This window comes from Candidatus Margulisiibacteriota bacterium (assembly GCA_031268855.1).
Classification (GTDB): domain Bacteria; phylum Margulisbacteria; class Termititenacia; order Termititenacales; family Termititenacaceae; genus Termititenax.
Window position 1 is genome coordinate 1 of sequence record JAIRWS010000057.1, and the last position, 10,986, is coordinate 10,986.

17 protein-coding genes are annotated in these 10,986 nt (G+C 52.8%); 16 read left to right on the forward strand and 1 reads right to left on the reverse strand.

Features of this window, described 5'->3' with window-relative positions:
- The first annotated feature begins 398 nt into the window (after positions 1-398).
- The 15 genes from LBJ25_03610 to rpsI all read left to right on the forward strand — a co-directional run bounded on the left by LBJ25_03610 (position 399) and on the right by rpsI (position 10,184).
- Positions 399-866, forward strand: coding sequence for an N-acetyltransferase (locus tag LBJ25_03610; GenBank protein ID MDR1453044.1), 468 nt, complete (start codon positions 399-401; stop codon positions 864-866).
- Between the two features lie 53 nt (positions 867-919).
- The gene (locus LBJ25_03615) at positions 920-2,170 is read left to right on the forward strand and encodes a flagellar hook-length control protein FliK (GenBank protein ID MDR1453045.1); all 1,251 of its coding nucleotides are present in this window, start codon (positions 920-922) and stop codon (positions 2,168-2,170) included.
- Between the two features lie 2 nt (positions 2,171-2,172).
- Entirely contained in the window at positions 2,173-2,565 is a 393-nt protein-coding gene (locus tag LBJ25_03620) for an EscU/YscU/HrcU family type III secretion system export apparatus switch protein (GenBank protein MDR1453046.1), read from the forward strand.
- Positions 2,566-3,342, forward strand: a complete 777-nt coding sequence (locus LBJ25_03625; GenBank protein MDR1453047.1) for a flagellar hook basal-body protein — start codon at positions 2,566-2,568, stop codon at positions 3,340-3,342.
- Complete coding sequence (locus LBJ25_03630) at positions 3,342-4,463, forward strand: deoxyguanosinetriphosphate triphosphohydrolase (protein ID MDR1453048.1); 1,122 nt, start codon at positions 3,342-3,344, stop codon at positions 4,461-4,463. Before LBJ25_03625 ends, LBJ25_03630 begins: the two co-directional genes overlap by 1 nt.
- A gap of 92 nt (positions 4,464-4,555) precedes the next feature.
- The gene (gene infA / locus LBJ25_03635; GenBank protein ID MDR1453049.1) at positions 4,556-4,771 is read left to right on the forward strand and encodes a translation initiation factor IF-1; all 216 of its coding nucleotides are present in this window, start codon (positions 4,556-4,558) and stop codon (positions 4,769-4,771) included.
- 4 nt (positions 4,772-4,775) lie between these two features.
- Positions 4,776-4,889, forward strand: coding sequence for a 50S ribosomal protein L36 (rpmJ, locus tag LBJ25_03640; protein MDR1453050.1), 114 nt, complete (start codon positions 4,776-4,778; stop codon positions 4,887-4,889).
- Between the two features lie 8 nt (positions 4,890-4,897).
- The gene (gene rpsM, locus LBJ25_03645) at positions 4,898-5,275 is read left to right on the forward strand and encodes a 30S ribosomal protein S13 (GenBank protein ID MDR1453051.1); all 378 of its coding nucleotides are present in this window, start codon (positions 4,898-4,900) and stop codon (positions 5,273-5,275) included.
- Between the two features lie 13 nt (positions 5,276-5,288).
- The gene (gene rpsK / locus LBJ25_03650) at positions 5,289-5,702 is read left to right on the forward strand and encodes a 30S ribosomal protein S11 (protein ID MDR1453052.1); all 414 of its coding nucleotides are present in this window, start codon (positions 5,289-5,291) and stop codon (positions 5,700-5,702) included.
- A gap of 37 nt (positions 5,703-5,739) precedes the next feature.
- Entirely contained in the window at positions 5,740-6,360 is a 621-nt protein-coding gene (rpsD, locus tag LBJ25_03655; GenBank protein MDR1453053.1) for a 30S ribosomal protein S4, read from the forward strand.
- Positions 6,361-6,373: 13 nt separating this feature from the next.
- Positions 6,374-8,008: a DNA-directed RNA polymerase subunit alpha gene (locus tag LBJ25_03660; protein MDR1453054.1), complete on the forward strand. Its 1,635-nt coding sequence runs from the start codon at positions 6,374-6,376 to the stop codon at positions 8,006-8,008.
- A 39-nt stretch (positions 8,009-8,047) separates the two neighbouring features.
- Positions 8,048-8,410 (forward strand): 50S ribosomal protein L17, encoded by a 363-nt coding sequence (gene rplQ, locus LBJ25_03665; GenBank protein ID MDR1453055.1) that lies wholly within the window; start codon positions 8,048-8,050, stop codon positions 8,408-8,410.
- Positions 8,397-9,224, forward strand: a complete 828-nt coding sequence (gene truA / locus LBJ25_03670) for a tRNA pseudouridine(38-40) synthase TruA (GenBank protein ID MDR1453056.1) — start codon at positions 8,397-8,399, stop codon at positions 9,222-9,224. The genes rplQ and truA overlap by 14 nt, the downstream gene beginning before the upstream one ends.
- Before the next feature lie 2 nt (positions 9,225-9,226).
- Positions 9,227-9,667 carry a 50S ribosomal protein L13 gene (gene rplM / locus LBJ25_03675; GenBank protein MDR1453057.1) on the forward strand — a complete coding sequence of 147 codons (441 nt, stop codon included), beginning with the start codon at positions 9,227-9,229 and terminating at the stop codon, positions 9,665-9,667.
- A gap of 16 nt (positions 9,668-9,683) precedes the next feature.
- Positions 9,684-10,184 carry a 30S ribosomal protein S9 gene (rpsI, locus tag LBJ25_03680; GenBank protein MDR1453058.1) on the forward strand — a complete coding sequence of 167 codons (501 nt, stop codon included), beginning with the start codon at positions 9,684-9,686 and terminating at the stop codon, positions 10,182-10,184.
- 12 nt (positions 10,185-10,196) lie between these two features.
- On the opposite strand, the gene LBJ25_03685 is transcribed toward rpsI, so the two are convergent.
- The gene (locus LBJ25_03685; protein ID MDR1453059.1) at positions 10,197-10,571 is read right to left on the reverse strand and encodes a helix-turn-helix domain-containing protein; all 375 of its coding nucleotides are present in this window, start codon (positions 10,569-10,571) and stop codon (positions 10,197-10,199) included.
- A 101-nt stretch (positions 10,572-10,672) separates the two neighbouring features.
- Between LBJ25_03685 and LBJ25_03690 the strand changes: the two genes are divergently transcribed.
- A partial coding sequence (locus LBJ25_03690; protein ID MDR1453060.1) for a hypothetical protein occupies positions 10,673-10,986 on the forward strand: 314 nt, incomplete at its 3' end.

The following is a 10,986-nucleotide window of genomic DNA, read 5'->3' on the forward strand; positions in this document are numbered from 1 at the left end:
ATTACCGGCGGTGATATCAGCGGCACGACAGCCAATGCCGGCTCCGGCGTGGCGTTCAGCGTCAATACCGTGCCGAGTTATTACACAGTTATATACATCATGAAAGTTGTCTAAACTTCGATATTTATGTCCCTGGCAGACCAAGCGTTAGACTCCCTGACGTTTTGCCACGGGTAAAACACCTCACCAGTCTGTCGCTTATGCGACAGCCAGCCTCTCCTTACCAAGGAGAGGCAGCAGCGTCAGCTGCGGTGAGGTGTCTCGCGGAAGCGAGACGTGCCGAGATATGCCTGTCCCTTTCGCTGTCGAAACGACCGTCTTGCGATGGCTTCGCCAGCGTATCCGAAGGATACAGGCTCAGCCACCGATTCCGCGGATGTTCATGTTAAAATATTTTCATGAATAAAATCGTAATACGCAAAGCGACGATCAAAGATGTGTCCGGCATTTTGACACTGGTCAATTTTTACGCGGCCAAAGATCTGATGCTGCCGCGCGGCGAGGACGCGGTCATTCAAAATCTGCGAGACTTTTTTGTCGCGGCGGAAACTTCTAACCGAAAAATCGTTGGCTGCGCCGCTCTGCATCTTTATACTGACCGGCTCTCGGAGATCAAGTCTCTGGCGGTGGCGGAAGAGCACACCCGGCGCGGTTTCGGCTCCAGGCTCATCAAACGCTGTCTGGCCGAAGCCAAAGCTCTGGGCGTGCCGAAAGTTTTTACGCTGACGTATGTGCCGGAGATTTTCCGCAAAAACAAATTTAAGCCGTCATTCAAGGAGCTGCTGCCGCAGAAAATCTGGGAGGAATGCCGCCTCTGCCCGCGCCGCAATAACTGCGCGGAGCAATGTTTGGTTTACACGGTTTAATTTACACTCCCTCTGATTGTGGTATAATTAGATGATATACCCTAGGGGGAGTTATGTCTGAAGTCAGCGCCTATAATAAAAATGTAAACAATGCCCTGACCCAGGGGCAGATCAACCGTTCTGGCGATGTGGCGCAGACCGGCGGCGTCAAGGGTTCGCAGCGTGTGCAGAAAGCGCTGGACAGCGCCGCGGTCGAGGATGCCAAGCAGCAACAGGCCGTAAAACCTTTTCCGACGATCGCCCGCCGCATGACGCCGCGTGATATTGTCAATCAACTGCTGCAGCTGGGTATTCGCCCCAGCCAGGAAAACCGTTCGCGCGCGACCAAGATGCTGATGTACGGGCTGGAGTTGAGCGCGGAAAATTTTGACACGCTGGAAACTTTGCTGGGTGGCCTGCCTAAGACCGCTTCGACCGAGCAGGCGGCGATTTTAATGATCACCAAAGGCTTGAATTCCCGGGCCGGCGCGCAGAGTCTGGCGGCTTTTTTAGAGCAAAATCCCGAGCTGGGCAAACAGCTGCTGGAACTGCTGGCGGCTTCCACGCAGGCGCGCGGCGCTCTGTCTGTAACTGGCGGTCTGCTCTCGCCGCAGTTATCCAATCAACTGGCCGCCATGCTGGCGTCGCTCGACGGATTTGTGAGCCTGCTGCCCAAAGATTTTAAGGACAAGCTCCAAAAAGGCTCCGGTTTTTTTAACAACGCGGAAGTCCTGACCAATATGCGCGCGGTGCGGGCGCTGATCAGCGGTGTGTCCAAACAGGCGGCGGACGCCATGCCGGAAAAAACTCCCGCGGCCAATAATCTGCTGTCCGCGCTGGGCAAGCTGGGCGCGGCGGCCAAAGATGTTTCGCAAAATTTGATCGTGCAGGCGATCCTGTCCAGACCTACCGGCCGCGAAGATCAGGCGCAGAGCGAAAAATTTGCGTATTGGCAGATCCCCAACAGCATGGGCACGCCGCCGCAGACCGTCGAGCTGCTGCTGGAAAAAGACAAAAAAGAAAAATACCGCCGTATCAATCCGCGCCGCACCAAGCTGGTTTTGAAAACGGAGTCCGAAGCGCTGGGTGAGATTTCCGCTGAGGTGGAAGTGGAAAACGACAATCTGGATTTCAAGTTCAACACCAACAGCGAAGAGATCCGCAAATTGATTAACGCCAATGTTGACGAACTGCGCAAAAAAATGGAAACTTTCAGCTATAAAACAAAAACTGTGCGCGTGGTCAAACGCAATCTCGACGTGAAAAAATTTTTGATCCCGACGCTGGATTTTAATAATCTGACGCGCGTGCAGACCGAGGTCTAGAGATGTCAAGCCGCCGTGAAATAGAAGAAAAAGAAGCGCACCACCGGCAAAAGATTAAAAAATCCACGCTGGAGCTGGAAAATAGTCCGGCCGGCGGGCGTTCAGCGATAGCGATCCGTTACGATGTTGAGCATGACGCGGCGCCGGTGATTTTGGCGTCCGGCCGCGGCGAATTTGCCGAAGATATTTTGAAAATCGCCGAGGATCATAAGATCCCTTTTTATGAGGACAAAGGCCTGGCCGATCTTCTGCTCAAGCTGGAAGTGAGCACGGAAGTGCCGCCGGAGCTGTATACTTTGATCGCCGAGGTGCTGGCTTTTATTTTCCGTCTGGATCAGATGGCCTCGAAGCGCGAAAGACTGTACAAGCGCGTGAAAGAAATGGATGACGAATAAATGCGCAAACTGAATAAATTGAATAAACCGCGCCGGATGTTAATGGCAATTTTGCTGGGGAGCTGTGTTTTAACCGCGGCCAACAAAACAACGACTGAGGCGCTGGACACTTACGAAAAACAATACGGCGCGCTGATGAACAATGTCGTCAATGTCAATACGCCGGGTTACCGTGCGGTTAAAATTATTACGCGCCAGGATAAAAATGGCAGTCTTGTTACGGAAGAGACCGCCTCTTTTTTCAAAAACGGCCAGATGGTTTTTAGCGGCGACCCTCTGCATGCGGCGATCGACGGCCCTGGATTTTTTTCGGTGCGCGCTCCGCAGGGCGATATGTTTACGCGCGACGGCCGGTTTATTGTGAACAGCGAAGGGGAGCTGGTTACGCTGTCCGGACGCTATCCGGTGCTGGCCGCGGGCGGCAATACTATTCAGCTGGACGTAAACGATTCCCTCGATTTGCAAATTTCGGAAACCGGTTTGATCATCCAGAACGGCGAGATGCGAGACCGGCTGGCGGTCGGCGAACTGGATACCTCCATCACCCTGCGCACGGTGAACGGCGCTTTTTTTGAAGCTCCGGACAGCGAAGCTGCTTTCATTAACCTGGAGGCGCCGCGCATCCGGCAGTATTATTTTGAGGGTTCCAATGTCGAGATGTCCGAGGAATTGGTGGCCATGCCGGATATTTCCAAAAAGTACGATGCCAACGCCAAAGTACTGCAGATCATGAAAAAGATCACCACCACCGGGCGGGAAATGGGCAGCGCGCAGTAATGCTGACCAAAAAAGAGCTGGAGCAGAGAGAAGCGCGGCTTTTGGCTGCCTGCGCGGCGCGGAGCGGCGAATCGCGCGGGCGGGTTCATGCCGAGCCGCCGCCGGAATACCGCACCGAATTTCAGCGCGACCGCGACCGCGTGATCCACTGCCGCGCTTTCCGTCGGCTCAAACACAAGACGCAGGTTTTTGTGACCACGCAGCCGGGTGACCATTACCGCACGCGCCTCACCCATTCACTGGAAGTGATGCAGATTTCCCGCGATCTGGCGCGCATGCTGGGCTTAAATGAGGATCTGGCGGAGACCATTGCGCTGGCGCACGATCTCGGCCACACGCCGTTTGGTCACACCGGCGAGCGCGCGCTTAATGAGCTGCTGAAGGATTTCGGCGGCTTTGAGCACAATCGCCAGAGCCGAAAGATCGTGGAGAGCATTGAAAAAAAATATCCGGCGTTTGACGGCTTGAATCTGTCTTACGAAGCGCTTGACGGCCTGATCAAGCACCGCAGTCCTTATGATGACAGCGGCGCGGCGCGTGAACTGGCGCCGTCGCTGGAGGCGCAGCTGGTCAATCTCGCTGATGAGGTTGCCTACAACAGCCATGACCTCGATGACGCGGTTGCTTCTGGACTGTTGGCGTTAAAAGATTTACAGCAGGTCAGCATCTGGGCGGAACTCAGCGCCGAGAACAAAAAAGAAAATCCGCAAATCTCAGACCGCCTGCTGGTCGATCTAAATATCCGCGCGCTGATCGGCGCGCTGCTCAATGACATTGCTTTCGAGACCGAACGGCGCTTGACGGCGCGTGGCGTAAAAACACTGCAGGATGTTTATCATGCCGGGACAGAATTAGTCGGGTTCGGTCCGGCGCTGGCGGAAAAAGTCGCCGAGCTGCGAAAATTTTTGTACGCCAGATTTTATCAGCATCCGGAAGTTCTGCGGCACAATCAAGAAGCGGAAAACGTGATAAAAAAATTATTCGCGCGGCTGACCAAACAGCCGGAAAAAGCACTGGCCGCTTCGACTTTCCGCCGCAGCGAGCCGGTAGAAATTTCTGTGGGGGATTTTATTGCCGGCATGACCGATCAATACGCGCTGCAATTGGCGAAAACAATATAGAACAAATAAGGGGCTTCACATTTTACGAATAATGGTGTAGCATTACCTCCCCGTTTTGTGAAAATGGATATTGAGTGGTTTTTAGGAGAGGCATGGCAGGCGACGCAATAGAAGTATCAGGCACGATTGTTGAATCTATGCCAAATGCGATGTTTCGTGTGAAATTGGAAACTGGTCAGGAGATCCTGGCGCATGTTTCCGGCAAGATACGGAAAAACTTTATCCGCATTTTGCTGGGCGACAAAGTGCGCGTGGAGCTTTCGCCGTATGATTTGACCAGAGGCCGTATAACATTTAGGGATAAGTGAGTAAATGAAAGTAAGAGCATCGGTAAAAAAAATCTGCAAAGACTGCAAGTTCATTAAACGCAAGGGCGTACTGCGCGTGATTTGCAAGACCGCCAAACATAAACAAAGGCAGGGGTAAGGAGAATCATGGTTCGTTTAGCCGGCGTGGATTTGAAAAACGAAAAAAGGATCGATGTGGCTTTGCGCTACATTTACGGCGTCGGCCCGAGTTTGAGCCGCCGGATACTGCAAAATACCGGCGTAAAGCCGGAAATCCGCGTCAAGGATCTGTCCGAGCCTGACGTGGTCAAGCTGCGCGACGCTTTGCGTGAATATACGGTCGAGGGCGATCTGCGCCGCAAAGTTACGCTCGATGTGAAGCGGCTGATCGAGATCGGCGCGTACCGCGGACAGCGTCACCGCAAGGGTTTGCCCTGCCACGGCCAGCGTTCCCGCACCAACGCGCGCACCAACCGCAAAGGCCCGAAGCGCACGGTGGCCAATAAAAAAATAGCGACGAAATAATTTAGGAGCAGCAATGGCGGAAAAAGAAAAAACAGCGGCCAAGGCCGGCAAAGAAAAAGCCAGGAAAAAAACCAAAAGAAATATAGCCAAAGGCGTGGCGCGGATTAGATCCACTTTCAATAACACTATCGTGGCGATCACCGATGCGCAGGGCAATGTGGTGTCGTGGGGGTCGGCGGGCTGCGCTGAATTCAAGGGCTCCAAAAAAGGCACGCCGTTTGCCGCGCAGCAGGCTTCGGAAATTGCCGCCAGCAAAGCGCGCGAGCAGGGCATTGTCGAGGTAGAAGTAGAGGTCAACGGCCCGGGTTCCGGCCGCGAGACCGCGATCCGCGCTTTGCAGTCTTCCGGGCTGCGCGTGCTGTCGATCAAAGATGTGACACCGCTGCCGCACAATGGCTGCCGGCCGCCAAAGAAAAGAAGAGTATAAGAGTATATTAAAGAAGACATAAGGAGAAAAGAATTTAATGGGTAAACATAAATTAGCAGACTGTAAACAATGCCGGAGAGAAGGCGAGCGGCTTTTGCTCAAAGGCAGCCGTTGCAATTCGCAAAAATGCGCTCTGTTGCGCCGCAAAACAGCTCCGGGTATGCACGGAGCGGTGGTGAAAAAACAATCCGAGTACGCGGTGCGTCTGCGCGAAAAACAAAAATTGCGCCGGATTTTTGGCGTGTCGGAAAAACAACTGTGGCATTGTTTTGAAAAAGCCCATCGCACGCCCGGTGTCACCGGCACTTTGATTTTGCAGTTTTTGGAGCGGCGTCTGGATAACATCGCTTATCGGCTGGGACTTGCCGCTTCGCGCAAGCATGCCAGACAGCTCGTCAAACACGGCCATTTTCAGGTCAATGGCCAAAAAGTTGACCTGCCGTCGTATCAGGTTAATCCTGCCGATAAAATTTCGATCAAACCGTCATCGCAAAAATCTTTTGGCGCGGCTCTGGAGAGATTAAAAGAAGCGCAGTATCCGGCCTGGCTGAAATTTGACCAGACGGCTAATGCCGGCCTTGTGGTCTCTATTCCGGAGCGCGAGGAAATTGATTATCCGATCGACGAGCAGCTCATCGTTGAGTATTACGCGAAATAATCAGGGAGTAAATATGGCAATTAAAGCGAAAGTAAGATACGAGGAAGTTGAGCCGAATCACGGCGTTTTTACAGCTGAGCCGCTGGAGAGAGGCTACGGCGCGACTCTGGGTAACGCGCTGCGGCGCATCCTCCTGTGCGCGCTGGACGGCGCTGCGGTCAGCGACGCGCAGATCTCCGCGCTGGATAATGTCGAAGAGGACGAACTGGAAGTTTTAGCTAATATCAAAAATCTGGCGCTCACGTCTTACGCTGAAGAGGCTCTGGAGCTAACTCTGGAAGTCAAAGGTGAAGGCGTGATCACCGCGCGCGATATTCCGCACACCAGCGACATTGAGATTGCCAATCCCGATCTGCACATTGCTACGGTCAAGCGTGGTGGCAAGCTGAATATCGTGATGACTGTGGAAAAAGGCGTGGGCTATCAGATCGCCGATGAGGAAAACAAAGAAGGCAAAGTGCGCCTCAGCGCTTCCTATTCGCCGGTGGTCAAGGTCGACCACAGAGTGGAGCCGGCGCGTGTCGGCAAAAGCCTGGATTACGACCGGCTGATTTTGGAGGTCTGGACAAACGGCGTGGTGTCTCCCGAAGAAGCTGTCCGGCGCAGTTCGCAGGTTTTTAAAAATCAAATGGACGCTTTGTTACAAAAAACCACGGACAGTCTGCGCGTGGCTTACGCGGCCGGCGGAGATAAATACTCCGGCGTGCTGACGGTCGAGCCTCTGGAAAAAGGCTACGGCACGACACTGGGCAATTCTCTGCGCCGTATTTTGCTGTCTTCAATAGAGGGCGCGGTGGTTACCGCGGTAAAAATCGATGGCGTGGATCATGAGTTTTCGGCTATTGACGGCGTGAAAGAGGACGTGCTGGATATTATTATGAATATCAAAAAATTGGCGATCCGTTCTTATGCCGATACTCCGCTGGAGATGACGCTCTCCGCCACGGAAAAAGACGGCGAAGTGACGGCCAAAGCGATACAGCATGATGACGAACTGGAAATTATCAATACAGATCAGCATATCGCCACGCTGGGCAAAGGCGGCAAACTGCGGATCGTGATGACCGTGGAAAAAGGCGTGGGTTATCAGGTGGCCGATGTGATCGAAAATAAAAGAATTAATGAAGACAAAAACATTCCGCTGGGTACGATGCCGATCGATGCGGCGTTTTCGCCGATCAGCAAGGTCAATCACCGTGTCGAGCAGTTCAGTGAGAAAAGGCGTGAGTACGATAAGTTGTTTCTGGAAGTCTGGACTAACGGCGTGGTCACGCCGGAAGACGCGGTGAAAACCAGCGCGCAGATTTTGCAGGAACAGGTCGATATTTTCTTGAATCCCAATTCGCAGGCTGAGGAAAATGGTGGAGCCGAGGCTTTGGGTTCGGGCAGCGCGGGCATTTTGGCGGATTCCGTCGATGTGCTGGAGCTGTCCTCGCGTTCGAGCAATTGTCTGCGCAAGGCCAATATCCGCACCGTCGGTGAACTGGTCGATACGCTGCCGGAGAGGCTGCAGGACATCAAGAGTTTTGGCAAAAAATCCGCCGAGGAGATCAACGCGGCTCTGGCGCGTTACGGCCTCAAGCTCAAAGGCGACGCCGGGGATTTTGCCGAGAATTCCGACTCTGAAGACGGCTTTGAAGAAGAATGAGAATAAAATAAAGGAGAATAAAATAAAAAAGAGGGAAAGATGCGACACAAATATGGATACAATAAATTACACAAACCGACCGATCAACGAATTGCAATGCTCAAAAGCCTGGCAGTCGCGGTTTTTCGCTGCAATCGTGTCGAGACCACTGAAGCTAGAGCTAAAGAGCTGCGCAAGATGGTGGACGGAATTATCACCCTTGTTAAGAAGGGAGATTTGAGCGGCAGACGCCGCGTGATTAGTCTGCTGCTGGGCGATAAAGAGCTGGTCAAGCAAATTTACGCCGGCAAAGAGCGTTTTAGCAAACGCAGCAGTGGTTACTCGCGCATAATTCAGGTCGGCCAGCGGCGCGGTGACGCGGCCAAAATGGTGTGGTTTGAATTAGTTGATGCCGCGGTTTAATTTATTTTTGCGCGTGGCGTATCTGGGCACGGCTTACGCCGGATCACAGATACAAAAAAATGGTATAACTATACAGGAACATTTAGATAAGGCGTTGCGGTGTTTGTTTGCCGGCGAAAAGATCAAAACGATTTTTGCCGGACGAACAGACAGCGGTGTGCACGCGCTGGGACAGGCTGTGTCCGTGATGGTCAGCAGGCGGATGCCGCTGGATAAGACGCGGGCGGCTTTGAACAGCTTGCTGCCGCTGGATATTCGCGTTAAAGAAGCGCGTTACGTAAAACCAGAATTTAATCCGCGCTACGCCGCCGCCGGCCGCGAGTATCTGTACAATATTTATTACGGCCGCGCGCCGCTGTTGTATATGCGGGATAAAGTTTGGCATATCGACGCCAGGCAAAAATTAAACTGGCGGCTGATGCGCCGCGCGGCGCGGCTGATACGCGGCGAGCATGATTTTGCGGCGTTTTGCGCGGCGGGCAGCACGGTCAAAAACAAAGTCCGGCGCGTAACAGTGTCGGAAATAACCGCGCGGCGGGCTGACTGCTGGCCGGGCGCGCCAGATAAGGCCGACGGATTGTTATTGACATATAGAGTGCAGGCCAGCGGTTTTTTGTACCACATGGTGCGCAATATTATTGCGGCGCTGGTCGATGTGGGTTTAAAAAAAATGACGCTGGACGATTTGCGTGAAATAATGCGGTCGGGCCGGCGTAGCGCGTTGAGATCAGCCACAGCTCCCGCAGCTGGGCTGATTTTGTATGATGTGAAATATAATAAAAGAGAAATTGTAAATTGTAAGGAGAAATTTTAAGAATGTTGCAGTTTAAAAAAACTTTTAATTTGAAAAAAGAGACGGTTGACCGCAAGTGGTATCTGGTCGACGCCGAGGGCCGGACGCTTGGCCGGTTGGCAGCCGCGGTGGCCAAAATTTTGCGCGGCAAAAACAAGCCGACGTTCACGCCCAATGTGGACGGGGGAGATTTTGTGGTCATCGTTAATTCCGATAAAGTGGTCGTGACTGGCAATAAGGCGCAGAGCAAAGAGTATCACCGGTATTCCGGTTTTCCGGGCGGCCTGAAAACCACCACGCTGGCCAAGCAAATGCAAAAAGATTCGCGCAAAGTGATTTTGGCGGCGGTGGGCGGCATGCTGCCGAAGAGCCGCTTGGCCAATAAACAATTGACCAAATGCAAGGTTTTCAGAGGCGCGGAGCATGAGCATCTGGCTCAGCAGCCGGTGAAGCTAGAAATATAAGCAAGGAGAACAAGGCATGTCCGAGAGTAAAACGAAAGCCGTGAAAGCAGTTAAAAAAATTGAGCATGAGCCGCTGGCCGCGAAAAAATCCGACGCCAAAAATCCAGCGGAAATTTACGCCAAAGATATTCAGTATCTAGCCTGCGGCAAGCGTAAAAATGCCACGGCGCGCGTGGTGCTGCGGCCGGGCAGCGGCAAATATACAATCAACGGCAAGTATGATTTGGCGGGTTATTTTGGCCGCCGCGCCGGGATCGCGCTGCAGGTCAACCGGCCTTTTCAGGTGGTTGAGCTGGAAAATCAATACGATGTTTTGGCCAATCTGCGCGGCGGCGGGAAATTTGGCCAGGCCGGCGCGCTGGCGCACGCGGTCGCCAAAGCTATTGTGGTCAGCAACGCGGGTTTAAAAAAGAAATTAAAAGACGAAGGCCTGCTCACCCGCGACTCCCGTGTCAAAGAAACTAAAAAATACGGACGCAAGCGCGCGCGTAAGGGCTACACTTACCGCAAGAGATAAAGCCTAAAGCCGCTAGCGGAACTGAAAGCCGCGGACGACCCGCAGGGTCAGATTTTTTTTGCCGGGTTTTAGTTTGCGAAATTCTGCCAGCAGTTTATTCTCCAAAAGAGTCTGCTGCGCTGCCGGCGCGCTCTCCGGCGCATAGTCCTTAAAAAAATAATCCAGCGGCACCGTGTAAAAATCCGCCAATTTGCAAAGCGTTTCCAGCTTGGGCGCGCCGCGCGCGCCTTTTTCCAGATACAGATAATTGGGCAGGGCAATGTCCAGCAAGCCGGTCAGCACTTCGATGGTCAGCCCTTTTTTTAGACGCAGGTTTTTAAGCCGCTGGCCGATGTGGATTTTGAGCTGGGCGATGTCATGCATGTTTTTACCATCCTTTTTTAACATTTTAGAAATCAAACTTGCCGGAATACTTACTTGTAAGATAGCTTGCTTATAAGTAATGTATGTGTTAAAATAAAGCAGCAAATCTAAAGGGGGGTATTTTTATGACTATAGCCACAGGCCAAAAAATGTACGCGGACGACATTCTCAATCTGACTTTTTTTCCGAAAGGCACGCTACTGATTTTTAGCTCTACCGCGTGGGGCGCGACCAGCGCGGAATTTAAAAATATCTGGAAAGTCTGCAACAAGGCCAATCACGACGCCGATCTTTTTGTACCGGATCTGACCGATAAATTCCTGCGCGGCGCGGAGAGCTCAGATTTTACCACCGCGCGCGGCGCGGACAGCCAAAGCGTGATTTTACAAACAACTAATCTGCCATCGCACAGCCACGGAGCGACAGGCTTATCCTTATC